This is a genomic window from Microbacterium sp. SORGH_AS_0862 (assembly GCF_030818795.1).
GTDB lineage: Bacteria > Actinomycetota > Actinomycetes > Actinomycetales > Microbacteriaceae > Microbacterium.
The window spans coordinates 2,846,279-2,870,625 of record NZ_JAUTAY010000001.1 but is presented as its reverse complement, the minus strand read 5'-3'; the positions used below and the strand labels follow the sequence as shown (position 1 = coordinate 2,870,625).

The window sequence follows — 24,347 nt, the reverse complement described above, 5'->3', positions numbered from 1 at the left end:
GTCTTGGCTTAGTTGCGGCGCCTTGCGCCGCGACTCACGACGAAGGAGAGACCGTGTCTTCTGACGCAACGGTGAGCTTCCTCACTCAGGACGCCTACGACCGGCTGGTCGCCGAGCTCGAGCACCTGTCCACGACCGGCCGCGAGGAGATCGCGAAGCGGATCGAGGCAGCCCGCGAAGAGGGCGATCTCAAGGAGAACGGCGGCTACCACGCCGCGAAGGACGAGCAGGGCAAGCAGGAGGCGCGCATCCGCACGCTGCAGGCGATGCTGAAGAACGCCAAGGTCGGCGAGGCTCCCGAGTCGACCGGTGTGGTCGAGTCCGGCACCGTGGTGACCGCGATCGTCGCCGGCGGTGAAGAGGTGTTCCTGCTCGGCAACCGCGAGATCGCGGCGGGCAGTGAGCTCGATGTCTACAGCGAGGCGTCGCCGCTGGGCGCCGCCATCCTGGGCCTGAGCGAGGGCGAGAAGACCTCGTACACCGCCCCCAACGGCCGCGAGATCGCGGTCGAGGTCGTGAAGGTCGAGACCTACACGGGTCAGTGAGCGCGGACGCGCCGGTCAGTCGGCGACGACGACCGGCGCGAACCCCGCAGCCTCGAGCGCTGCGATCACCTCGGCGCGGTGCTCCATGCCCCGCGTCTCGACGCTCACCTGCAGGATGACCTCGCTGATCTGCAGCCCCTGCCCATGGCGGGTGTGCAGCACCTCGGTGACGTTCGCGCCGACGCGCGCGATGACCTCCGAGACCTGCACCAGCTGGCCGGGACGATCGGGCAGCGGGATGCGCATCGTCATGTAGCGGCCTGCGGCGCTCAGTCCGTTCGAGATCACGCGCTGCAGCAGCAGCGGGTCGATGTTCCCGCCGGAGAGCACCGTGACGAGCGGCCCGGAGGCGGTGATCTTGCCGGTCATGAGGGCGGCGACGCCCACGGCGCCGGCGGGCTCGACGACGAGCTTCGCGCGCTCCAGCAGCATGAGGATCGCGCGGGCGATGTCGTTCTCGTTGACCGTGACGACCTCGTCGACGAGCTCGCGGATGATCTCGAACGGCACGTCGCCGGGGCGGGCGACCGCGATGCCGTCGGCGATCGTCGGCGTCGTGGCGACTTCGAGCGGAACACCCGCGGCGAGGGATGCGGGGTACGCGGCGGAGTTGGCCGCTTGCACGCCGATGATGCGCACGGTGCGCCCCTCCGCGGCGGCGCGCGCCTTGATGGCGGCGGCGACGCCGGCGGTGAGACCGCCTCCCCCGATGCCGAGCACGACGGTGTCGACGGTGGGCAGGTCGTCGTAGACCTCGAGGCCGAGGGTGCCCTGCCCGATGACGATGTCGCGGTGGTCGAAGGGGTGGATGAGCACGGCGCCGGTGCGCTCGGCGAACTCCGCGGCGAGGCGCAGCGGCGTCTCGACGGTGTCGCCCTCGAGGATGACCTCCGCGCCGTAGCCGCGGGTGGCCAGCAGCTTCGGCACGGGCACGCCGAGCGGCATGAAGATCGTCGCGGGGATGCCGAGACGCTGCGCCGCGAGGGCGACGCCCTGCGCGTGGTTGCCGGCGGATGCGGCGACGACACCGCGGGCGCGCTCCTCGGCGGTGAGGCGGGAGAGTCGGTAGATCGCGCCGCGGATCTTGAACGAGCCGGTGCGCTGGAGGTTCTCCATCTTCAGGATCACCGGGGCGCCCACGATCTCGCTGAGCACCTGCGACTCGTCCATGGGCGTGCGGGTGATCAGGCCGGTGAGGGTGCGGGCCGCATCCTCGAAGTCGGCCAGTGTGGGAAGACTCACCGCGTGGTTCTCCTTCGTTCGCGGGGCACAGTGCTCCAGATGAGTTCGCCCGGTTCGGGTGGCCTACCGGTCTCCCACGCGCGGCGGGAGAGGTAGAGGACGAAGACGTTGACGAAGGCGGCCAGCGGCACGGCGAACAGGGCGCCCGGGATGCCGGCGATCATGGCGCCGCCGGCGACGACCAGCACGACGGCGAGCGGGTGCACCTTGACGGCGGTGCCCATGAGGATGGGCTGCAGGATGTGGCCTTCGATCTGCTGCACGCCGAGCACGACCACCAGCATCCACAGCGCGATCCAGGGCCCGTTGTAGACGAGGGCGAGGAAGACCGCGAGGGCGCCGGTGACGACGGCTCCGACGAACGGGATGAACGCACCGAGGAACACGAGCACGCCGACCGGGATCGTGAGGGGTACGCCCAGCAGGAAGGCGCCGAGGCCGATGCCGATCGCGTCGATCGTTGCGACGAGCAGCTGGGTGCGGGCGTAGGTGACGACCGTCAGCCAGCCGGACTTGCCGGCGCCGTCGACCGCGGGACGGGCGGCCTTCGGGAAGAGCCGGATGACCCACTTCCAGATGCCGCCGCCGTCGGCGAGCACGCAGAGCAGGATGAAGACCGTCAGCAGGAGACCCGTGGCGACGTGGCCGACGGTCGAGCCGATCGCGAGCGCACCCGACCACAGAAGCGACGCCTGCTGTTCGAGCATGCCGAGACCCTGGCGCAGCATCCCGTCGATCTGGTCGGCGGTGAGGTGCAGCGGGCCGTCGATGAGGTAGGTACGGAGATCTTCGATCGCGCCGACGGTGCGGTCGCGGACCGAGCCCCACTCGCGGGTGATCTGCCAGATCGCGAGCCAGAACAGGCCCGAGACGATGGCGATGGTGCCGAGCACAGAGGCGACGATGGCGAGCCACCGCGGCCAGCGGTGACGCAGCATCCAGGTGAACGCCGGCCACACCAGGGCGGCGATGAGGATGGCGATGAGGAGCGGGATGACCAGCAGCTTCAGCTGGATGATGATCCAGATCGCCACGCCGACGGCCGCCGCGATCAGCAGGAAGCGCCACGAGTAGGCGGCGGCGATGCGGACGCCGCGCGGCACGCTGTGCGTGGTGTCGGAGCTGACGGTGCGCTGACGCAGGGCGTCGAAGAACGATCCGCGAGGCTTCTCGTCGGGCTCGGTCATCTCGCCAGTCTAGTTGTCGGAGGCTGACGCTACGCTGACGCGGTGCGTGCCAGATTGAGCCGGTCCGAAGCCCGACGTATCGCCCTGCGCGCGCAGGGCCTGGGGGCGCCGCGGCCCGCGGAAGTGACGGGGGTGCACCTGCGGCGCGAGATCCGCCGGATGTCGGTGCTGCAGATCGACTCGGTCAACGTGTTCGCCCGGTCGCACTACATGCCGCTGTTCTCACGGCTCGGCCCCTACGACCCCGCGAAGCTCGACCGGCTGCTGTTCCGGAGCCGTGCGCCGTTCGTGGAGTACTGGGCTCACCAGGCATCCTTCATCGACGCGGCGGACTGGCCGCTGTTCGCGTTCCGGATGCAGCACTACCGCGCACGGCACGAGGCCAAGGGCTGGCGCGGCATCGACGCCGCGACGCTCGACTGGGTGCGCGGCGAGCTGGCTTCGCGGGGTCCGCTGCGGCCCGCGCAGATCGAAGACGACGCGTCGCGGGCGCCCCGGGGTCCGTGGTGGGACTGGAGCGTCGTGAAGAGCGCGCTCGAGCTGCTGTGGTTCACCGGCGAGGTGGCGATCGCGGGGCGCCGCGGGTTCGAGCGCGTGTACGGGCTGGCCGAGCAGGTGCTGCCCGCAGCCGTCGCCGGGGTCGAGGCGCCGAAAGACGACGCCGTGCGCGAGCTGGTGCGTCGTGCGGCGCGGGCGTACGGCGTCGCGACGGCGCGTGACCTCGACGACTACTGGCGGCTGGGCGATCAGCGCGCGACGCTGCAGGCGATCGCCGAGCTGGTGGATGAGGGTGAGCTGCAGCCGGTGCAGGTCGAGGGATGGACGCGGGCGGGGCGCCCGGCGCCGGCGTGGGTGCACCGCGACGCGACGCTCCCCCGCACGATGGATGCGGCGGCCCTGCTCACACCATTCGATCCTGTCGTGTGGTTCCGCGATCGAGCGGAACGACTGTTCGACTTCTCGTACCGGATCGAGATCTACACTCCCGCGCCGCAGCGGCGGTTCGGCTACTACTCGCTGCCGGTGGTGATCGGCGACCGCGTGGCGGCGCGGATCGACCTGAAGGCGGATCGTGCCGCATCCGTCCTACGGGTGCAGTCGGCGTGGTGGGAGCCCTCGCGGCTGCCGACCGATGTGGAGCGTATCGCGGGGCTGTTGCGGGATGCGGCGACGTGGCAGCAGCTGGAAACGATCAGCGTGTCGCGGTGGGGCGATGCGACGGACGAGATCGCGGCGGCGCTGGGCGCCGAGCGTCACGAGTCTCGGCCCGAGCCTGTCGCCCTGGAGGGCGACGAACCGGGCTGAGGCTCAGAACTGGATGCGGGGCGGTTCGGCGATGGCGGCGCCGTCGACGACCTCGAAGAACTCGCGCTCGTGGAAGCCGAGGTTGCGCGCGAAGAGGTTGTTGGGGAACACCTTGATCTTGGTGTTCAGCTCGCGGACTCCCCCGTTGTAGAACCGGCGCGAGGCCTGGATCTTGTCTTCGGTGTCGACGATCGACTGCTGCAGGTGCAGGAAGTTCTGGCTGGCCTGGAGCTGCGGGTAGGCCTCGGCGACGGCGAACAGCGACTTGAGCGCCTGCTGCAGGTGGCCTTCGGCGATGCCCGCTTCGGCGGGGCCCTGCGCGTTGATGGTCTCGGCGCGCGCCTGGGTGACGTTCTCGAAGACCGCCTTCTCGTGGGCGGCGTATCCCTTGACGGTCTCGATGAGGCTCGGGAGCAGGTCGGCGCGGCGCTTGAGCTGCACCGTGATGTCGCTCCACGCTTCGTCGACGCGGACGTTGAGTTGGACGAGCGAGTTGTACGTCGCCCACAGATAGATTCCGACGACCAGGACGATCAGTACGACGACCGCGACAGGGATCAGCCATTCCCACATATGACGAGCGCTCCGTTCTCTCCGGGCAATCCTACTGCCGCGGCCCGCGCTGATGACGGGCGGGCCTCGGACTCTCAGCCCATGCCCACCCCCGGCATCAGCTCGGCTGGGCGGCGGGCTTTCGGGAAGCGTCGACCTCGAGGAGGACGACGACGCCGATCATGACGGCCGCGGCGGCGATGAACTCGCCGACCGGGAGGAGTCCGGACGCGGCGACGAGGGCGATGCCGAGGAGGATCACCCACCAGATGGTGCGCCGAACGGTCCCCCGCAGCAGCATGGCCCAGGTGGCGAGGAGGAAGAGCGCGAGCGGCAGCGTGAGGGCGAGCCCTGCGGCGGAGCCTGAGATCTCGGTGGCACCGGCGACATGGTCGATCTCGACCTCGACGCCGGAGGAGACCGCGCCGACGGCGGCGAAGAGGAAGTAGTGCAGGTAGCCGAAGACGAAGCCGTCGGAGGTGCTGCGCAGGCGGGCGGCCTGTTCGCGAGCGAAGTAGATCCACCAGATGGATGCGGTGATGACGACGCCGGCCGCGGCAAGGCCGATGAGTTGGGCGGTGTGCTCCCCCGTGCTGAGCGCGTCGATCATCGCGTTGGCGCTCGCGAGCAGGCTCTCGCCGAGGAGGATGAGGGTGAACAGCCCGTAGCGTTCGGCGATGTGGTGCGGGTGCCACTGCGTGCGTCCGTGGCGCTCTGCCCACACCGGCACAGCGATCTCGACAAGCATGAGGGCGAAGAAGCCGATGAGCTGGGGCGCACCTTCGGGCAGGGCGAGGCGGGCCACCCAGAGCACCTGGACGCCGGCGACCCCGATGGCGAAGCGGAGCGCCGTGGGTCGGGATGCCGCATCCGAGATCGCGGCGCGCAGCCATTGCGCGACCATCGACAGGCGCATGATGACGTAGCCGATGGTGACGATGAGGAAGTCGTCGTGGAGCATCGCCTGCTGCACGCCCGCGGCGAGCACGAGCACGCCGCCCATTTGGGCGATGGTCATGACGCGATAGAGCCAGTCGTCGGTATCAAACGCGGAGGCGAACCACGTGAAGTTCATCCACGCCCACCACACGGCGAAGAACACCATCGCGTACGAGAGGATCCCGTGGGCCGCCTCCCCCTCACTGATCAGGTGGTGCAGCGTGCTGGACGCCTGTGACACCGCCACCACGAAGACGAGGTCGAACAGCAGCTCGAGCGGGCTCGCCACCCGGTGGGGCGAGCGCGGATCGAGCGCCCGCATCCGGCGCAGGCCCGCGCGGGTGGTTGCGATCATGAGTCGATTGTGGCTGATGTGCCAGGTTCGGTGGATCTCGGGCGTACCTGCTCGCCCACTGCCTGATCGGATTCCACGATCAGTGAGCCGGTACAGCGATCGCGTGTACCAGTAGTGTCAGCAGAAAGCGTGGGGACGCATACACAAAACTGGGGGTGAGCGTGGGCTTCTACGTGCGCACGAGCGTCAAAGCCGGACCGTTCCGATTCAACATGAGTCGGAGCGGGGTGGGCGTTTCAGTCGGAGTTCCTGGATTCCGAGTGGGAACGGGACCACGTGGGAACTACATACGCACCGGCCAGCACGGCGTTTTCTACGGGTCGACCCCAAGATCGTCGTCTGTGCACGTGACACCGACCTATCCCCTCGCACCACCCTCGAACGACGTGGTGATGGAGGACGTCACCGGTGCAACTGTGTCGGAGATCATTCCGTCGGGTCGCGACGATGTTGTCGAGCAACTCAACGCAGCGGGCAGTGCGTTCCGCTGGGGTTTGCTCACCTTGATCGTGGCCCTCATTCTGGGTGCAGCAACGCTTCCGTGGGGTCTGATCGTCTGGCTGGTAGCCGCGCCTCTTTGTATCTGGTTGTTCCTCCGTGACGCGGCCAAGCGCAAGGTTGTGTTGTTCTACGACCTGAACGACCTCTCCGCCGCCTGGTACAACAGCATCGTCGATCGATGGTCCTGGTTCACCGGCTCTCAGAGGTTGTGGCGCACTGTGTCGTCGGGCGCTGTAACCACGTTGAATCAGCACAAGAGAAACGCTGGCGCAAGTGCACTCATACGACGCATCCCAGCTATTGCTGGACTCAACGGTCCGCCGCACCTTGCATCAAACATCGCCGTGCCGGGCTTCACCGCAGGCAAAGACGGCATCTACTTCCTGCCTGATCGCATTCTCCTGCGCGACGGCAAGCGGTACACCGACATCTCCTATCGGCAGGCGCAGTTGATGGGAGTTCAGACCCGATTCATCGAAGACGAAGCCGTGCCCCGCGACTCGCTCGTTGTGGGGGAAACGTGGCGCTACGTGAACAAGAACGGCGGCCCGGATCGGCGATTCTCGAACAACAGAAAGCTCCCCATCGCTCTTTACAGCGAGTTGCGGGTCACGAGCGTCCACGGCGTCGACTGGCGCTTGCAATGTTCGCGGTCAGATGCTGCGCCGGCAGTCACAGCGACACTGGATTCCGCGCCTCTCGCTGAGCTCGCCTAACGACGTCGGGCACGGCTCCGCGCGCATCGACAGCATGGAGTGCGTCTCATCGCGTCCTGATGTCCGGCAGGATGTGTATGCACCTGGATTCATTCCGGGATTCCGTTTGGGGCGGAAGACGCACGAGTGAATGGATCAAGGCACATGGGGATGTTCGACCGACTCTTCCGCAGGCGCACGCCAGCACCATCGGTGCTCACGGCGCCCATCCCGCCGTCACCGCCGGCGGTGACGGTCGCTCCTCACTTCGCGATTCTCGATGTGGAAACAACGGGCCTATCGCCGAACCAGAGTCGAATCGTCGAGATCGCGGTCGTGCGGATCGATGGCGCCGGACAGGTCCTGGACGAGTGGTCGACTCGGCTCAACCCGGAGGGGCCTGTGGGCGCCACTCACATCCATGGCATCACCGAGGCTGACGTGGCAACAGCTCCGCTCTTCCGCGATATCGCGGCCCATTTGACCTCATACATCGCGGGTATGCCGATCGCGGCGCACAACGCTGCATTCGACCTTGGCTTCCTGGGAGCGGAGTTCCAGCGCGCAGGGTGGGACGTGCCTCGGCTTCCTTCTTTCTGCACTCTCGACGGCAGCCGCGAGTATCTGCCGCACCTGGATCGCCGCCGGTTGGCGGATTGCTGCTGGGCAGCAGGAGTTCAGCTCGAGAACGTGCACTCAGCTCTCGGAGACGCGCGTGCCACGGCACAGCTCCTCGGGTTCTATCTGAACCTCGCCGGGCGACGCCAGCACCAGGCGCTGAGCGCGCTTCGCGACGAGGCTCAAGCGTTCAGCTGGCCAGCCGGGCCGTCGCGCGCACCTGAGACGTGGTCCGCGGCCGCGTCTGCACGAACGCGGAGCGGCTCGCGGCGACTGACACCGCCTCGCCCGAAGCAGCCGCCGCTGCTCCGGCAGCTCACCGATGTCAGCTTGCTCGAGGCGGTTGAGGAGGGCGCGCCGGACGGCACGCTCGCGTACCTCGAGATGCTTCTCGAAGCTCTCGAAGACGGCGCGATTGACGATCAAGAGGCCGCTGACCTCGGCGAGTTGATCCGCTTCTACGAACTCGACGACACCGACCTCCACGCTGCCCATCGCGCGTTAGTTCTCGCTGTCGCGCACCAGGCCGTCGACGATGGCGTCGTGTCTCGAGACGAACGCGAAGAGTTGCACACTCTCTGCGATGTGCTGGACGTGCCACGCAGCGCGGTCGTCGAGTTGATCGCGCACGCCGAAGCAGCACGAGCCTCACGGATGAGCGCAGGTCTTCGGCCGCTCCCCTCAGATTGGAGCAACGGCGAGCCCCTCCGCGTCGGCGACAAGGTCGCGTTCACCGGTTGTGATGACCGCCAGCGCGAGCGCCTAGAGCGGCGCGCGTCCGATCTTGGGGTGCGCGTCATGGGCAACGTGTCTCGGTTGACCGCGATGCTCGTTACGGACGGGACCATGGATGGCACGAAGCTCGCGAAGGCCAGGGAGGTCGGCACGCGTATCGTTCACCCCGATACGTTCGAGCTTCTCCTCAAGTACCTCCAACCCGCCGCTCTCCCGCCACAGCCGGCGCCTGCGGTAGCACCTTCGTCGCGCACTGACCTAGTGAATGGCCACGCCGCTGCGACGGTGGAAGACAGCGCACCCCTCATGGTCACCACGACTGGTGCGCAAGAGACAGCCACAGCGTCACCCAGCGTGGTTCGCGCGTGGGCGCTCGCCAACGGGCACACGGTGGGTGTGCGCGGACGTATTTCAGCTGAGGTCTGGAGCGCTTACGCTTCAGCTTCCGCTGTTCAGGAGCACTGACGCCGAAGGGATAAAAGTGCGGAGATGCTCCCGCAGGGGCTCATCGCACACATACACGTAAGTGCCGCGGATGCCGCGCGTGAGTAGCACGGCGTAGATGTTCTTGACGTACCGCTCGATCTCCGCGTCGGTGTAGACGATCCCGCGCTTGCGGTTGTTCTGGATACCCTTCTTGTCGCGGTACTCGGACCGGTCGAAGTAGATCCGGCCAGTCTGAGTATCGAAGCGCAGGTCGCGTCCGATGATGACTCCGGCGTAGTTCAGGTCGTAGCCCTGCACCGTATGGATCGAGCCCACTTCGTTGAGCGCGTCCGGCGAGGTGATCCAGTCCTTCTCAGCGGAGTTCCACCGCCACTTGTGACCGTCGAGGCTGATGTCGAAGGGACGCTTGCGGAGTGGGATCTGCTTCATCCCCTTCTTCTTGGGATCTGATTCCCATGACCACGCGTACCCCGCGGCGAGCCGAGCTAAGCCATGCTCGCGATCGCGCTCACGAATAAGCTGCTCCATCGCTCCGATGTCATCGAACAGCATGAACTCGTAGTCACCCAGATCGGGGTGCTCCGGTGCACCGTCGCCGAGAACGTCGCGGATGTACCGGACGTAGTCCGTCCCCGCTTTGACGCGCATTTGCGTCTTGAGCGGGAAGAAGTGGTGGCTCACCTTCGCTTCGCCGATCACCTCGCCCACGACTTCAGGCGGAAGATCCGCCGGACGCACACTCTGAGCCGCGTCCATGAGCAAGATGGTGTGCTTGCTCTGCGCGCGGATCCAGTCGAGCTGTGTGTACTCGAGGGAGTCCTCACCGAAGAGTCGGGTGTTGATGTCGGCGAACGACTTGTTGAGTACCCCGGACGATTGGCTGGCGCGTTGATTGAGGCGATGGGCTTCGTCCACGACCAGCACGTCGAAGGGCTGCGTGGCGTTGCCGACATCCCACGCTGTCAGAACCATCTCGGGTTTCAGGCCCGGCGCTCGACCGAAGACCCTTGCGATGGAGGCTCGAAGCGATTGCTGCGGTACCACCATGCCGACTCTGAGATCGGCGAAGAGCTCGGGGTACCCCTGCGCGAAGAAATCGGAGATCGGGCCGCCCTGTTCCGCGTCGTCGACTCCGCGGGATGCCTGGATGTCGCGCAGAGTCTTGATGAGCGAGATCCCGACTACCGTCTTTCCTGTCCCGGGTTCGCCAGCGACGACAGATGTCGTTGACCGACCGTTCTCGATGTCGTCGAAGAGCGCCTGCAGGATGTCGACGATCGCGCGCTCTTGATCAGGCACGAGCGCCTTGAACGGTGACAGCTTGAAGAAGTCGCTGTTCTCGATGTTTCGGAGCGAGTGACGGAACAGGCCCCGCGCTCGGAGTTCCTCGAAGATCTCGCGGAAACGGAGCTGGAACGAAGGGCGACCCGCGTAGTCCGCGTTGCGATGCCCATCGTTCGCATTGATGACCGTGTACTCGCCGTCGGAGTAGAACCACTGAATCAAGAGCGATTCGAGGTCGTAGCAAGCCGATCGGTGGAACGAGTCGTCGAGCAGGATGCGCGCCACCTCAAGGTGCTGCTTCTTCGGATCCCGCTTGTGCTGGCTCATCCGGAGCAGCGCGTTGCCCGTCTCCCCCACGTAGATGTCGTTCTTGTCGTTGATCGCGTACACCGCGGGCCAGTTGCTCAGCTTGCCGCTCGGGTCCGGGTAGTCGCGGAGGGCAAGCGAGTCGAACGGAAGCTCTTCAATCTCAAAGCTGGTCATACTTGGCGCTTCTGCCACGCGATCTCTCGACGGGGTACTTCGCGCGAGTGATCTCGAGCTTCTCGAGGACGATCTCGTCGGGATCCGCCCCCAAGCGATCCGCGAGTTGGTAGCAGTACGTCAGAACGTCGGCGAGTTCCATCCGGACGCGCTGCGGGTCGAACTCCGGCGACCATTGAAACTCTTCGAGGAGTTCAGCAGCTTCGATCACGATCGACTTGGCAAGATTCTCCGGCGAGTGAAACTGGCCCCAGTCGCGCTCCTCGACGAAGGCACGCAGAGCAGCCTTGGCATCCTCATCCGTCACGCGCTCAGCCTAGCGAGCGTGTGGCGTCACCGTTGAGGCCCCGCAGCGCATCGAGTCGCCTCCCTCAGCGCCCCTCGGCACAGATGCCGGAGTCGTGAGGTGTCGCTCAGCATTGGAGAAACGTCACATACAAATCAAACCGATACTACCGCCGCGCCCCTCGATTGAGCGGAGAACGCAGCCTGATCCGAGCCTGTAGTCGGCTGGTGCGGCCAGCGACGGTCGGAGCTGCAAGATCTGACGGATCGGAAGCATCATCTCGCGTGGATTCGACAGGCTGGCTGCCACGTGAGAATAAACTCCTCACGTCGAGAGGACGCCCCTCCTGAATCAATCCATCACGGAGCGTAACGAGCGTCCCTCGACCAGACGGCAGGTCGCACACAGCGATCCTTTCGGCGCCCGATGAAATAGACACCTCCCAAGCCCGCCACCGACCGTCCTCGGTGCCGGCAAGATTCTCCACGCGCCATCTAGGCTGAGCGGGGCTGCCTAGCTCCAATACGAAGAGCTTTGAAGATCGAGATACGCCACGAAGCGCGAACTTCTCGGGATAACGACGAAGTTCCAGCACCAAGCCACCATCGGGGCTGTCGGTGTAGTGGCACCCGGCCGCTCCGTACACGAGCGAGTCTGCGACCTGGGATACGGCATCGGCGAAAGCCGATTCTCCGTTGTGTCGCGTGGCCACCGGCCAAAGTCTCCCAAGATCCGGAGCCCATCTCGAGTAGTTCTCGTTGTCTTGATATCTGAGAGACCAGACTTCGGCGTACGCCTCGGCCGCTAGGGTAATGGACGCACGATCACTTAGGGGCTGGTCGGAAGCCATCTGCATGGCGCCCGAGGTTCTAGACAGGCCAAGGCGCACGCCGAGTCGTTCGATTCGGCGAAACCACCTCGGCCGCTGCACGACTTCGACAACCAACAGCGACTTCAGCAGTACCGGATCAGCCCCCGTTCTGATGCACTCTGAGTAGAGCCAATCAAGCGCTCCCACGCCGACGTCTTTCGTCGCACGTTCAATGAAATACGCGGCGCCGTACCATGGCGATGTCTCCGAGCGGGGCTTCAGTGTGAAGAACACGAATCCTCCCAAACCCGCGAGCAGCAGACCAGTCCAAATTGCGGAAAGAAACTCCTCCGGTGGCGGGACTATAGTTTGCCACCACTCGAGACTTAGCACCGCCGCCAGGACGACCACCGTCAGAAGAACGGTCATCTGAAGGTGGTACCCGATGTAGTTGGCTTCACCCAGACGAGCACGAAGCCCTTCGAGGATGACACGGCCGTGTGTGAGCACGATGCTCAGCAACCAAAGAACGACAGCCGCAACAAGCACAGACCCGCCGACGCGGGACACGGTGACTAACGTGGTCGCCGCAACCAGAAAAGTCGGCAGTGCACGGTAAGCAAGAAACCGAAGCCAGGTCTCTGTAGAGGAGAGCCCGAATGTTTCGTGCATACCGATGTAGCGCTCAGGCCAACGCCATTCGACCGCACGGTAGCAGCCGAACAGAATCGCGGACCCGAAGCACCCTATCCACACGGAGTCCCATAGATGTATCGCTATTGATCCATCAAGCCACCCCTGCCCCATGCCCCCCCATTCGGTGTTAATGCACGCTTCCAATGGAGCAGCCCCTTAAGAGAAGCTGCGTGTTCCACCCCAGGCGCGCAAAGATAGCTCAAGCCGAGAGTTATCGTGCCCCCACTGGGACTCGAACCCAGACTGAAGCGATTTTAAGTCGCCTGCCTCTGCCATTGGGCTATGGGGGCCCGCCTCCACGCTAGCGCGCCGCCGGGCGTCGGCCGCGCATGACGATGCCCCCGTCACCGAAGCGACGGGGGCACCATGCAAGCCAGAGAGGGTCAGCCCTTGGCGGCGACCTTCTTGTCCTTCTCGGCGGGAGCCACGGCGGCCCTCGCCCTCATCCTTCGCGACGCTCTTGGGGTCGATCGGGGGGTTGGCCGGCTTCTCAGCCGGAGCCTCGGCAGCGGCGGGACGCGGACGCGCGGCGAACGCCTCGAACGTCTCGCGCGGCTTCTGCACCGTGATGAGCGTGACGTTGTCACGGCCCAGGAAGAAGTTGTGCAGCCAGTCGCCGATCACGCGCCACTTGCGCTCCCACGACGGCATAGCCAGGCCGTGGTAGCCACGGTGCGCGAGCCAGGCGAAGAAGCCCTTCATCGCGAACTTGCCGGACTGGAACACACCGTTGTACAGACCCAGGCCCGCGACGGCGCCGAGGTTCTTGTGCACGTACTCGCGGGGCAGCTCGCCACGGATCACGGCGGTGATGTTCTTGGCCATGAGCTTGGCCTGACGCACGGCGTGCTGCGCGTTCGGCACGCAGTAGCCGCCCACGCCGCCACCCGACAGGTCGGGAACAGCAGCGACGTCACCGGCGGCCCAGGCGCCCTCGACGATCTCCTCCGGCGTACCCACGCGGAGGTCGGCGCGCGCACGGATGCGGCCGCGCTCCTCGACGGGCAGGTCTCCCCCGCGCACGACGGTGGGGTTCGCCATGACACCGGCGGTCCACACGATCAGGTCGGTGGGGATGACCTCACCGGTCGAGAGCTCGACGTTACCGTCGACGGCTCCCTTGACCTGCGTGTCGAGGTGCACGAACGCACCGCGCTCGGCGAGGCTCTTCAGCACCCACTCGCTCGTCTTCTGCGACACCTCGGGCATGATGCGCCCCATCGCCTCGATGAGGTGGAAGTGCGTGTCATCGAACGTCAGCGTCGGGTAGTCCTTCACGAGCGACGACGCCAGGGCGCGCAGCTCGGCGAACACCTCGATACCCGCGAAGCCACCGCCGACGACGACGACGCTCAGCAGACGGTCGCGCTCGGGGCCGGCGGGCAGGTTCGACGCCAGCTCGAAGTTCTTGATCAGACGGTCGCGGATCGCGACGGCCTCCTCGATCGTCTTCAGACCGATCGCGTTCTCGGCGATGCCCGGGATCGGGAACGTGCGCGAGACGGCACCGGCGGTCACGACGATCTGGTCGTACTCCTCCTGCCACGGCTCACCCATCTCGGGCGTGATCGTGGCGACCTTGTTCGCGTGGTCGATGCCGGTCACCTTCGCGGCCACGACGCGCGTGGTCTTCAGGTGACGACGGTGACCCACCACCGCGTGCCGCGGCTCGATCTCGCCGGCGGCGACCTCGGGCAGGAACGGCTGGTACGTCATGTAGGGAAGCGGGTCGACCATGGTGACCTCGGCTTCACCCTTGCGCAGATGCTTCTCAAGCTTCCAGGCGGTGTAGAAGCCGGCGTAGCCGCCGCCGACAATGAGGATCCTGGGCACGGTGCTGGTCACGGTGGAACGAACTCCTAGACGATTCAACGGCTGCGCGCGCGTTGGACACGCGCCAATCGGATGCGACGGACAGCAGCACTGACGCCGAGCGCTATCAGTATAGCGGCCACCGAGAACACCAATAACGGGATCGACCCGTACAAAAGCGTATCCATGCTAGGAAGCAGCGGAGACGCCGGCCGCGAACCCGCCTCGGCGGGCGGCAGCGGCGGCACCGACACCTCCCCCACCGTCGGCAACGGCGCCGGAGACTCCTCCGCCCGGCGGTGCACGCGGATCCACTCCGACAGATCGCCCATCGGGTTCGCCGACACCTCGGGAACGGATGCGGACACCGCCGCGGCCGCATCCACCAGGCCATACCCGTACTGGTCGTCCGGCAGCGAGCCCACCCCCGCGGGTGCCTTCGCCGTCGCGATCAGCCGCTCGATCACGTTCGCCGCATCCAGCTCCGGATGCGCCGCCCGCACGAGCGCGGCGATGCCCGCCACGATCGGCGCCGCACCGCTCGTGCCCTTCCACACGACCACCTGGCCGTCGGCCGAGACCCCGAGCAGCTGCTCGCTGGGAGCCGAGACGCCCAGCGTGATGCCCTGCGTCGACGCCTCCACACTTGCCTTGCCCTGCGGGTCCACACCCGCGACCGGCAGCACACCGGGGATCGTCGCCGGCGCACCCACGCGCGCCGTGCCCGAACCGCGGTTGCCCGCCGCCACGATCACGACCACGTCGTGCTCGAAGGCGTACTGGAACGCGTCGTCCCAGCTCGGATCCCAGTCGAGCGTGTTCGTCGTGAACGACAGGTTGATGACCTTCGCGCCATTGTCGACCGACCACCGCATCGCGTTGGCGATCTGCTCGGAGAACGGCACCGGCGAGCTCGTGCCGAACCCGACCGACACCGACAGCAGCGACGCCTCCGGCGCGACCCCGATCATGCCCGTCTCGTTCGGCAGTCCGCGGGATGCGGCGAGCGACGCCACCCAGCTGCCGTGGTTCGCGTCCACCGCGCCCACGGGCGTGCGCCCGTCCGCCGTGCCGAGACCCGACACATCCGTCCCGCCGACGACCGCGCCGTCGAACTCGGGCGCCTTGCCGATGCCCGTGTCGATGATCGCGATCTTCACGCCCTTGCCGCGCGTGGTCTCCCACGCCTTGCGGATGCCGTATGCGTCGAGCCAGTACTCCTGCGCCCGCATCGGGTCGACGCCCGGGCTCTCCTGCGGCACCGGCGCGGGCGTCGTCTGCCCGTAGGCGGCGGGCGCGACACCCGCCGTCAGCGCGACGAGAACCAGCGCGGCGGCGACCCGCAGAGCGAGCGCTCTCACCCCGGGGTGCCCTCGGCGAGCGCCGCGCCGGGGTCGGCGCACACGCAGCGGGTCGGCGACCACGCGCTGCGCTCGAGCGCCGCGTCGCCGATCGGGTTGACGCCGGGGCCGGCGGCCAGGGAGTGACCGGCGAGGGCGTGCAGGCACTTCACGCGGGTGGGCATGCCACCGGCGGAGATCCCGGCGATCTCGGGCACCTCGCCGAAGCTCTCGCGGTCGGCCAGGTACGCCTCGTGCGCCGCCTGATACGCGGCGGCGGTGTCTTCGTCCTCGAGCATCGCCGCGAACTCGGGCATCACGTGCTCGGCCTCGAGCGTCGACATCGCCGCGGTCGCGGCGGGATGCGTGAGGTAGTAGAAGGTGGGGAACGGCGTGCCGTCGGCCAGTCGCGGTGCGGTGGCGACCACGGTCGGGTTGCCGCACACGCAGCGCGCGGCGATCCCGACGACATCGCGCGCCGGACGCCCCAACTGAGAGCGGAGCACCGCGAGCTCGGCGTCGGTGACCGGGGGGAAAGGCGCGGAACTCACCCTCCCAGGCTACCGTGAGCCGCCTGGGAGGCCGGGCTCAGGGCGCGGGAGTGGCGGGCGTCCCGCCGTCCGCGGGAGCCGTGGGGTCCGCGACCGCGGTCTTGGCGGCGCCGGCGGTGATGACGGAGCCCACCAGCTGCGCCATCCAGTCGGTGCGCGTCTGCTGCACCTCGTCGCTGACCGCATCCTGCTCGCGGGGCTGCTGGGCCGCCGTCAGATCGTTGTCGACGATGTACGCGATCTCGCCCGGATTCATGTAGTACAGCCGCTCACGCGCCTGCGTCGTGATGTACGCCGGGTCGTCCCAGCGCTCGCTCTGCGCCTGCAGATCGGCGATCTGCGACTCGGTGAGCTGCACCGAGTTCTGGAGCGCCGCGATCCGCTGCTGCTGGTCGAGATAGGTGCCCACGGTCGGCACGAGCACGAGCACGCCCAGAACGACCAGGCCCAGCATGATGATCATGAAACCCGAGAGCCGGATGCCGCCGAGCCAGTCGCGCACGTCGACGCGGCGGCGGGGCGCATCCGAAGAACGCCGGGAACGAGAAGGAGGAGCCGTTCGTGCTGCCACGGCTCCTCCTTCTCGTTCAGTGACGGTGTGTCGTCGTCACTCAGCCCTTGAAGCGCGGGAACGCGGCTCGGCCGGCGAACACAGCCGCCTCACCCAGTTCCTCTTCGATGCGCAGAAGCTGATTGTACTTCGCGACGCGCTCGCTCCGAGCGGGCGCACCGGTCTTGATCTGACCCGCGTTGGTCGCGACGGCGAGGTCGGCGATCGTGGTGTCCTCGGTCTCGCCCGAGCGGTGCGACCACATCGAGCGGTAGCCGTTGCGGGTCGCGAGGCTGACCGCATCCAGCGTCTCGGTGAGCGAGCCGATCTGGTTGAACTTCACCAGGAGCGCGTTGGCGACACCGAGGTCGATGCCCTGCTGCAGGCGCTTCGGGTTGGTGACGAACAGGTCGTCGCCGACGAGCTGCACCTTGTCGCCGATGGCGTCGGTGATGGCCTTCCAGTTCTCCCAGTCGTCCTCGGCGAGGGCGTCCTCGATCGTGACGATCGGGTAGTTGGCGACCAGGTCGGCGAAGTAGTCGACGAGCTGCGCGGGGGTCCACGGCTTGCCCTCGACGGTGTACACGCCGTCCTTGTAGAACTCGGTCGCGGCGACGTCGAGGCCCACGGCGATGTCGGAGCCGGGTGTGAAGCCCGCCTTCTCGATGGCCTTGAGCAGGAAGTCGAGGCCCTCGCGGTTGCTGGGGAGGTCGGGGGCGAAGCCGCCCTCGTCGCCCAGGCCCGTGTTGTAGCCGGCGGCCTTCAGCTCGCCCTTGAGGACGTGGTAGACCTCGGTGCCCCAGCGCAGCGACTCGGCGTAGGTCTCAGCGCCGATGGGCGCCAGGAAGAACTCCTGGAAGTCGATGCCGTTGTCGGCGTGCTCGCCACCGTTGATGACGTTGAACAGCGGAACGGGCAGCAGGTGCGCGTTCGGGCCGCCGAGGTAGCGGAACAGGGGAAGGTCGGCCGAGTCGGCGGCGGCCTTGGCAACGGCCAGGCTCACGCCGAGGATCGCGTTCGCGCCGGTGCGCGACTTGTTCTCGGTGCCGTCGGTCTCGATGAGGATCTGGTCGACGACGCGCTGCTCGCTCGCCTCGACACCCTCGATCGCCGGGCCGAGCTCGTCGATGACGGCGTTGACGGCCTTCAGCACGCCCTTGCCGCCGTAGCGGCTCTTGTCGCCGTCGCGCAGCTCGTACGCCTCGAACGCGCCGGTGGATGCGCCGGAGGGCACTGCCGCACGCTGCACGACACCGTCATCGAGGAGCACCTCCACTTCGACGGTCGGGTTACCGCGCGAGTCGAGGATTTCGCGCGCGCCTACAGCCTCGATAAGTGCCACAGGGGACTCCTTGAGTTTGGGGGTGTGATCTCGGAGCGACATCGGTCCGCTTCCGAGTCTAGTGACGCTCGGCCCGAGACCCACCGGAAGAAAGCCCAGGACGCGTGATGAGCACCACCGCGAAGCCGTCCCAGCCCTTCGCATCGAGGGTCTGCACCGCCGTCGCGTCGAACCGATCGTCGTCGGCGAGCATCGCCAGGGAACGCCGCACGCCCTCCACCTGGCTCTCGTGGCTCTCCGGATCGACGATGCGCCCGGCGCGCACGACGTTGTCGACCACGACCACGGTCCCCGCGCGACCGAGACGCGCGGCCCAGTCGAGGTAGATCGTGTTGGACTCCTTGTCGGCGTCGATGAAGACGAGATCGAACGGTCCCTCCAGGTGCGGGAGGACATCCGCCGCCCTCCCCTGGCGGATCTCGACGCGCTCGCCCACACCCGCATCGTCGATGCTCTGCCGTGCCACAGCGGCGTTGCGCGGCTCGGCCTCGATCGTCGTCACCCGCCCTCGCTCCCCCACAGCGCGCGCGAGCCAGATCGTGGAGTAGCCGCCGAGCGTGCCGATCTCGAGCACCCGGCGTGCGCCGATCATGCGTGCCAGCAGGTGCAGCAACTTGCCGGTGAGCGGCACGACCTCGATCGCCGGCAAACCTGCCGCATCCTGCGCCGCGCGGGCATGCTCCAACGCGGAGTCCTTCTCGACCAATGCGTCGGTCAGGTACGCGTCGACGGCCCGCCAGCCGTCCGGCGTCGGCGCCGGGTTCGTGTCGCTCATGCCGCCAGCCAATCGGCCGTGCGGATGCGGGGTCAACCCCTGCCGGCGAGCGCGCCCCGCGTGTCAGGGGCCTGGTGACCGGAGGGCAACCGCACGTCGTCGCCCAGCGCCGCGAGCACCGACGGCAGCAGCGCGTCGGCGGTTCGGCGGTAGCCGACCGCGCTCGGGTGGAACCGGTCGAGGCTGAACATCTCGTCGGGGTTCGAGATGAAGAACGGGCCGACGACGTGCCGCAACGAGACGACCCAGGCACCGCTGGCGGTCGCGGCGCGCGCCTGCGCCTGGGCGAGCTGGCGCGACAGGCGCGAGCCGAGCGAGCGCAGCGGCTGCGGCACCGCACGCAGCGCCCCCAGATCCGGGCAGGTGCCGACGACCACCTCGGTGCCCTCGAGGCGCAGACGCTCGATCGCCTCCTCCAGCGAAGCCACCGAGCGGGAGATCGGGATGCGGTGCGTCACGTCGTTGCCGCCCACCACGATCACGGCCACATCCGCGCGATAGTCGTCGGGCAGGGCGTCGAGCTGGGCGGCGAGCGCGGCGGACTCGGAGCCGACCACGGCCGCGGTGCGCAGGCGCACGGGGCGCTGCGTCCGCCGGGCGAGTGCGCGGGCGAGACGCGCGCCGAGGGTGTCCTTGCGCCGTTCCGCGCCCAGGCCCGCGGCGATCGAGTCCCCCAGCACGAGCAGCTCGATGGGCGTGCCGTCGTAGCCGGGACGCCACACGCGGTCGGCCGACGGCGCCTGCTCGCCGAGCGGCTTGCCGATCTGCCGGCGAGCGTGCGCCGCCTGGCGCCGCAGCACCTCCCGGGCGGCGGCGAGCGCGAAGGCGACCACCCCGGCGAACGCTGCGACCGTGCGCGCGGGGAATCGGATGCGGGCCACGCACCCATCCGAACCCCTCGCGGTGAACGGGTCGTGACGGCTGGGTGACCGATCGAGTCCCCGGCGGTTCACAGCGCTGCAGTAGGGTGCCCGACGTGACCGGCCCCTCCCTCCAGCGACGCCTCGGACTCGGCGACGCCGTGGCGATCGGCCTGGGCTCGATGATCGGCGCCGGAGTGTTCGCCGTCTTCGCCCCCGCCGCGCAGGCCGCCGGAACGGACCTGCTCGTGGGCCTCGCGATCGCGGCGGTCGTCGCCTTCGCGAACGCCACCTCCACGGCGCAGCTCGCCGCCGCGCATCCGGTCGCCGGCGGCGCGTGGGCGTACGGCCGCGCCGAGCTCGGACCGTGGGCGGGATTCGTCGCCGGTTGGGGGTTCGTGATCGGCAAGCTCGCGAGCTGCGCCGCCATGGCCATGACCTTCGCCGCGTACGCCGCGCCCGCCGGGTTCGAGCGACCCGTCGCCGTCGCGGCGGTCGCGGCCCTCACGATCGTGAACCTGCTCGGCGTCACCCGCACCGCGCGGCTCACCCGCATCCTGGTCACGATCGTGCTCCTGTGCCTCGCCGTCGTCGTGGCCGCGGGTGCGGTGTCGCTGCCGACCGGCGCCGGCTGGACCGCCGGCGAGGTCAGTCCGTACGGAGTGCTGCAGTCGGCGGGGCTCATCTTCTTCGCCTTCGCCGGCTACGCCCGCATCGCGACGATGGGCGAAGAGGTGCGCGACCCCGCGCGCACGATCCCCCGCGCGATCCTGGGCGCCTTCGCGGGCGCGCTCACGGTGTACGCGGTCCTCGCCGTGCTGTGCCTGCTCGTGCTCGGCCCGGAACGGCTGGCGACCGCCTCCGCACCGCTGGCCGACCTCGTCTCAGCCGCGGGCTGGGAGTGGGCGCAGCCGGTCGTGCGCGTGGGTGCGGCCGCCGCATCCCTCGGCGCGCTCCTCGCCCTCATCGCCGGCATCGGGCGTACCTCGTTCGCGATGTCGCGCGGCGGCGACCTGCCCGGCTTCTTCGCCGCCGTGCATCCGTCGCGGCACACGCCCTACCGCGCCGAGATCGCCGTCGGGGCGATCGTCATGGTCGCGGTCGCCCTCGTCGACCTGCGCGGCGCGATCGGGTTCTCATCCCTCGGCGTGCTCGTGTACTACCTCGTCGCGAACCTCGCGGCCCTCCGACAGGATGCGGCGCACCGCCGCTTCCCGCGCGCGCTCGCCGTCCTCGGCGCCGCCGGATGCGCAGTGCTCGCCGTGACGCTCCCGTGGCAGGCGGCCGTCGCCGGGGCGGGCGTGCTCGCCGTCGGCGTGGTGCTGCGGCTCGTGTTCGGCCGCTGCGGCGCTACGCGAGCGGCTTGAGCTCGAGCTCGGACGGGTCGTCGCCCGCGGCCACCGTCGCGAACGCCGTGTAGCCGTCCGCGGCCGCGCGCTCCAGCAGCGCCTTCAGGTTCTTGGTGCGCTGCTCGAGCCGCACTCGCGAGCCCGCCGTCACGAGCGCGGACTTCACCGCCACGAGCTCGGCGACCGGCACGTCGCGGTCGTGCACGAGCACGACGGCGTCGAGTCCCGCATCCTCCCCCGCCGAAACGAGGTCGACGATGCGCTCGAAGCCGATCGAGAAGCCGACCGCCGGCACGTCCTGGCCGAGGAAGCGCCCGATCATGCCGTCGTAGCGTCCGCCGCCGCCCAGCGAGTAGGGCACGGAGGGGTGCGCGAGCTCGAAGATCGTGCCCGTGTAGTAGCCCATACCGCGCACGAGGAACGGGTCGAACACGAGCGGCACCTCGTCGAGGCCCACCGCGGCGCTGACCGCCTCACCGATGCCGACGAGGTGCGCGACGACCTCGTCGGCGATGCCGTCGGGCAGCTGCGCACGGATGTGCGCCTCGCCGAACGCGGTGCCCTCCCCCGCGGGACGGGCGAGGAACGCCGCGAACGCGTCGACGGCGGATGCGGTCGCCCCGCGCTCGCGCAGCTCGGCCTCCACACCTTCCGGACCGATCTTGTCGAGCTTGTCGATCGTGATGAGCACGCCCGCACGCTCCGACGCCGCGAAGCCGAAGACTTCCAGCATCTCGTCGAGCGCCCGACGGTCGTTGATGCGCACGCTCGCGCCGACGAGACCGAGTGCATCGAGCGTGTCGAGGGTCGCGACGATGAGCTCCGCCTCGGCGCGGGCTCCTGCGTCGCCGATGATGTCGATGTCGCACTGCACGAACTGGCGGTAGCGCCCCTTCTGCGGGCGCTCCGCGCGCCACACCGGCGCGATCTGCACGGAGCGGAAGACGCCCGGAAGCTCGGCGCGGTGCGAGGCGTAGAACCGCGCCAGCGGCACGGTGAGGTCGAAACGAAGGCCGAGGTCGCTGAGCGCGGCCGGGTCGTCCGCGGCCGCCGCGATCGCCTCCGGCGAGAGCGCGCGCTTGAGCACGTTGAACGCGAGCTTCTCGTTGTCGCCGCCCATGCCGGCGTGCAGCCGGTCGTAGTCCTCCATGACCGGCGTCTCGATCTCGTCGAAGCCGTGCGCCCGATAGCGGTCGCGGATGACGGCGAGCACGCGCTCGCGGCGGGCCTTGTCGGCGGGGAGGAAGTCGCGCATGCCGCGCGGGGGGTTCACTGCTGGCACCAGACCATCATCCCAAACCGGCCTCGGCCCGGCGCACACCCTCCTCCAGCGCGCGCGTGCGGGTACGCAGCGCCCGCTCCGCATCCCAGCCCTCGGCCTTCGCCCGCGCCACGAGCGCGAGCAGGGCATCTCCCAGCTGCTCCTCCGAGGTGATCTCGAGCGGACGTGCCGGGATGGCGGCGCCGGGCGCGCGGCCCACGACCTTCTGCGCGCGGGCCAGCGCCGGCATCGCGGCGGGGATCCCGTCGAGCACGCTCCGCCGCTCGCGCTTCTCCGCCGCCTTCGCCGCATTCCAGTGCACGAGCACCTCTTCGGGCGTCGTGGCCGTCTCGCCCGCGAACACGTGCGGATGGCGGCGCACCATCTTGTCGGCGAGGTCGCCGGCGACGTCGTCGATGTCGAAGGGGTCGTCGGTGTCCCGCGAGGCGATCTCGGCGTGGAACAGCACCTGCCACAGCAGATCGCCCAGTTCCTCGCGCAGCTCTGCACGGTCGCCGTTCTCGACCGCGTCGATCACCTCGGCGCTCTCCTCCACGAGGTACGGCACGAGGGCTGCGTGATCGATCTGCTGCGACCAGACGCACCTCTCGCGCACCTCGTGCATCACCTCGGCCGCGCGCCGGAGACCGTCGGAGGCCGCATCCGCGTCGTTCATACCCTGCGCTCCTCGCGTCGGTAGTGCCGTGCCCGCCATGCTATGAGCACCGCGGCGACCACGAGGGAGACCAACGACCCACCCAGCACACCGAGCGTCGCCTCATCGCGCAGCAGCCCGTCGCCCGCGAAGGCGAGCTCCGACAGCAGCAGCGAGACGGTGAAGCCGATGCCGCCGAGCGCTCCCGCCGCGACGAGGTCAGCGAGCCGCAAGCGGCCGTCGGGTTCTTCGAGCCGCTGCGCGAGCCAGCCGGACACGGTGATGCCGAGGATCTTGCCGACCGGAAGCGCGATCAGCACCCCCCAGAACACCGGCTGGAGCTCGTCGAGGCCCACCGACGGGACGGCGACGGATGCGGCGGACAGCGCAAACAGCGGCAGCACCACGCCGTTCACCCACGGATCGAGGGCGTGACGCACACGGGCCGCGGGCCGCGGCGCCATCGCGAGTCCGAGGGCGACGCCCGCGATCGTCGCGTGCACGCCGGAGAGGTAGACGAGCACCCACACGAGGACGCCCAGCAGCACCAGCACGATGCCGAGCGGCACGCGGTTGCGGTCGGTGAGCCGGCGACTCAGCAGCGAGAACAGGACGACGCCCACGAGCGCGGCGAGCAGGAGGAAGAGGTCGACGCCGTCGGTGAAGAGCACGGCGATGAACACGATGCCGACGATGTCGTCGAGGATCGCGAGCGCCAGCAGGAACGCCCGCACGCCGGTCGGGAGACCGCGGCCGAAGACGGCCAGCACCCCAAGGGCGAACGCGATGTCGGTGGCGGTGGGGATCGGCCAGCCCGGAGCAGACGACGTGCCCAGCGAGAACGCGAGGAAGATGGCGATCGGCACCAGCACACCGCCCGCCGCAGCGATCGCCGGCTGGACCGCGCGCCGCGGCGAGCTGAGCTGCCCTGCGGTCAGCTCGTGCCACAGCTCGATGGCGGCGACGAAGAAGAAGATCGCGAGCAGGCCGTCCTGGATCCAGTGCCCGACCGAGAGGGTGAAGACACCGGGGATGCCGATGTACGCATCCTTCACGGTGGCGACACCGGCTGCCAGCGGTGAGTTGGCCAGCACGAGGCCGAGAGCGGCCGCGATCAGCAGCACGACGGCGGGAAAACGCTCGGAACGAAGCAGGCGCATCTGCCCTCCAG

General features: G+C 68.4%; 21 protein-coding genes, 1 tRNA gene and 2 pseudogenes. 6 read left to right on the top strand and 18 right to left on the bottom strand.

Annotated elements, in window-relative coordinates; all coding sequences use genetic code 11:
- Window positions 1-53: 53 nt before the first annotated feature.
- Window positions 54-545 carry a transcription elongation factor GreA gene (greA, locus tag QE377_RS14020; protein WP_243227404.1) on the top strand — a complete coding sequence of 164 codons (492 nt, stop codon included), beginning with the start codon at window positions 54-56 and terminating at the stop codon, window positions 543-545.
- Between the two features lie 15 nt (window positions 546-560).
- On the opposite strand, the gene ilvA is transcribed toward greA, so the two are convergent.
- Together ilvA and QE377_RS14010 are read right to left on the bottom strand one after the other, a co-directional pair.
- Window positions 561-1,787, bottom strand: a complete 1,227-nt coding sequence (ilvA, locus tag QE377_RS14015) for a threonine ammonia-lyase (RefSeq protein WP_307324337.1) — start codon at window positions 1,785-1,787, stop codon at window positions 561-563.
- On the bottom strand, window positions 1,784-2,974 hold the full coding sequence (locus QE377_RS14010) for an AI-2E family transporter (protein ID WP_307324335.1): 1,191 nt from the start codon (window positions 2,972-2,974) through the stop codon (window positions 1,784-1,786). The genes ilvA and QE377_RS14010 overlap by 4 nt, the downstream gene beginning before the upstream one ends.
- A gap of 42 nt (window positions 2,975-3,016) precedes the next feature.
- On the opposite strand from QE377_RS14010, the gene QE377_RS14005 reads away from it, so the two are divergent.
- Window positions 3,017-4,279 (top strand): winged helix-turn-helix domain-containing protein, encoded by a 1,263-nt coding sequence (locus QE377_RS14005; RefSeq protein WP_307324333.1) that lies wholly within the window; start codon window positions 3,017-3,019, stop codon window positions 4,277-4,279.
- 3 nt (window positions 4,280-4,282) lie between these two features.
- Here QE377_RS14005 and QE377_RS14000 read toward each other — a convergent pair whose 3' ends face one another.
- Both QE377_RS14000 and QE377_RS13995 read right to left on the bottom strand, forming a co-directional pair.
- The gene (locus QE377_RS14000) at window positions 4,283-4,852 is read right to left on the bottom strand and encodes a LemA family protein (protein WP_137417500.1); all 570 of its coding nucleotides are present in this window, start codon (window positions 4,850-4,852) and stop codon (window positions 4,283-4,285) included.
- 97 nt (window positions 4,853-4,949) lie between these two features.
- The gene (locus QE377_RS13995; protein WP_307324329.1) at window positions 4,950-6,125 is read right to left on the bottom strand and encodes a low temperature requirement protein A; all 1,176 of its coding nucleotides are present in this window, start codon (window positions 6,123-6,125) and stop codon (window positions 4,950-4,952) included.
- Between the two features lie 155 nt (window positions 6,126-6,280).
- On the opposite strand from QE377_RS13995, the pseudogene QE377_RS17380 reads away from it, so the two are divergent.
- From QE377_RS17380 to QE377_RS13985, 3 genes and pseudogenes are all read left to right on the top strand, one after another.
- Window positions 6,281-6,415: pseudogene (locus tag QE377_RS17380) on the top strand (DUF4236 domain-containing protein); the annotation flags it as partial.
- 102 nt (window positions 6,416-6,517) lie between these two features.
- On the top strand, window positions 6,518-7,342 hold the full coding sequence (locus QE377_RS13990; RefSeq protein ID WP_307324328.1) for a hypothetical protein: 825 nt from the start codon (window positions 6,518-6,520) through the stop codon (window positions 7,340-7,342).
- Window positions 7,343-7,492: 150 nt separating this feature from the next.
- Window positions 7,493-9,139 carry an exonuclease domain-containing protein gene (locus tag QE377_RS13985; RefSeq protein ID WP_307324326.1) on the top strand — a complete coding sequence of 549 codons (1,647 nt, stop codon included), beginning with the start codon at window positions 7,493-7,495 and terminating at the stop codon, window positions 9,137-9,139.
- Here QE377_RS13985 and QE377_RS13980 read toward each other — a convergent pair.
- The 11 genes and pseudogenes from QE377_RS13980 to QE377_RS13930 all read right to left on the bottom strand — a co-directional run bounded on the left by QE377_RS13980 (window position 9,113) and on the right by QE377_RS13930 (window position 19,932).
- A complete protein-coding gene (locus QE377_RS13980; protein WP_307324322.1) occupies window positions 9,113-10,888 on the bottom strand; it encodes a DNA/RNA helicase domain-containing protein in 1,776 nt (591 codons plus the stop codon). The two genes, QE377_RS13985 and QE377_RS13980, sit on opposite strands and share 27 nt — an antisense overlap.
- On the bottom strand, window positions 10,875-11,195 hold the full coding sequence (locus QE377_RS13975) for a nucleotide pyrophosphohydrolase (protein WP_307324318.1): 321 nt from the start codon (window positions 11,193-11,195) through the stop codon (window positions 10,875-10,877). The genes QE377_RS13980 and QE377_RS13975 overlap by 14 nt, the downstream gene beginning before the upstream one ends.
- 145 nt (window positions 11,196-11,340) lie before the next feature.
- On the bottom strand, window positions 11,341-12,414 hold the full coding sequence (locus tag QE377_RS13970; protein ID WP_307324315.1) for a hypothetical protein: 1,074 nt from the start codon (window positions 12,412-12,414) through the stop codon (window positions 11,341-11,343).
- Window positions 12,415-12,898: 484 nt separating this feature from the next.
- A tRNA-Leu gene (locus QE377_RS13965) sits at window positions 12,899-12,971 on the bottom strand.
- 154 nt (window positions 12,972-13,125) lie between these two features.
- Window positions 13,126-14,514, bottom strand: a pseudogene (locus tag QE377_RS13960) (NAD(P)/FAD-dependent oxidoreductase); the annotation flags it as partial.
- Between the two features lie 35 nt (window positions 14,515-14,549).
- Complete coding sequence (locus tag QE377_RS13955; protein ID WP_307324313.1) at window positions 14,550-15,854, bottom strand: S8 family serine peptidase; 1,305 nt, start codon at window positions 15,852-15,854, stop codon at window positions 14,550-14,552.
- Window positions 15,851-16,384, bottom strand: coding sequence for a DUF501 domain-containing protein (locus tag QE377_RS13950; protein ID WP_307324310.1), 534 nt, complete (start codon window positions 16,382-16,384; stop codon window positions 15,851-15,853). The genes QE377_RS13955 and QE377_RS13950 overlap by 4 nt, the downstream gene beginning before the upstream one ends.
- A 37-nt stretch (window positions 16,385-16,421) precedes the next feature.
- The gene (locus tag QE377_RS13945) at window positions 16,422-16,955 is read right to left on the bottom strand and encodes a septum formation initiator family protein (protein ID WP_307324308.1); all 534 of its coding nucleotides are present in this window, start codon (window positions 16,953-16,955) and stop codon (window positions 16,422-16,424) included.
- A gap of 40 nt (window positions 16,956-16,995) precedes the next feature.
- Entirely contained in the window at window positions 16,996-18,276 is a 1,281-nt protein-coding gene (gene eno, locus QE377_RS13940) for a phosphopyruvate hydratase (protein WP_307324305.1), read from the bottom strand.
- A gap of 58 nt (window positions 18,277-18,334) precedes the next feature.
- A complete protein-coding gene (locus tag QE377_RS13935) occupies window positions 18,335-19,051 on the bottom strand; it encodes an O-methyltransferase (RefSeq protein WP_307324302.1) in 717 nt (238 codons plus the stop codon).
- A 32-nt stretch (window positions 19,052-19,083) separates the two neighbouring features.
- Window positions 19,084-19,932: an SGNH/GDSL hydrolase family protein gene (locus tag QE377_RS13930; RefSeq protein ID WP_307324298.1), complete on the bottom strand. Its 849-nt coding sequence runs from the start codon at window positions 19,930-19,932 to the stop codon at window positions 19,084-19,086.
- Between the two features lie 95 nt (window positions 19,933-20,027).
- Between QE377_RS13930 and QE377_RS13925 the strand changes: the two genes are divergently transcribed.
- Complete coding sequence (locus QE377_RS13925) at window positions 20,028-21,278, top strand: APC family permease (RefSeq protein ID WP_307324295.1); 1,251 nt, start codon at window positions 20,028-20,030, stop codon at window positions 21,276-21,278.
- Here the strand turns inward: QE377_RS13925 and hisS are convergent.
- The 3 genes from hisS to QE377_RS13910 are packed head-to-tail and all read right to left on the bottom strand — an operon-like array spanning window position 21,262 to window position 24,336.
- The gene (hisS, locus tag QE377_RS13920) at window positions 21,262-22,515 is read right to left on the bottom strand and encodes a histidine--tRNA ligase (RefSeq protein WP_307326027.1); all 1,254 of its coding nucleotides are present in this window, start codon (window positions 22,513-22,515) and stop codon (window positions 21,262-21,264) included. The two genes, QE377_RS13925 and hisS, sit on opposite strands and share 17 nt — an antisense overlap.
- Window positions 22,516-22,549: 34 nt before the next feature.
- Window positions 22,550-23,197 carry a MazG family protein gene (locus tag QE377_RS13915; RefSeq protein WP_307324293.1) on the bottom strand — a complete coding sequence of 216 codons (648 nt, stop codon included), beginning with the start codon at window positions 23,195-23,197 and terminating at the stop codon, window positions 22,550-22,552.
- Window positions 23,194-24,336, bottom strand: a complete 1,143-nt coding sequence (locus QE377_RS13910) for a Na+/H+ antiporter NhaA (RefSeq protein WP_307324289.1) — start codon at window positions 24,334-24,336, stop codon at window positions 23,194-23,196. Before QE377_RS13910 ends, QE377_RS13915 begins: the two co-directional genes overlap by 4 nt.
- Window positions 24,337-24,347: the final 11 nt, after the last annotated feature.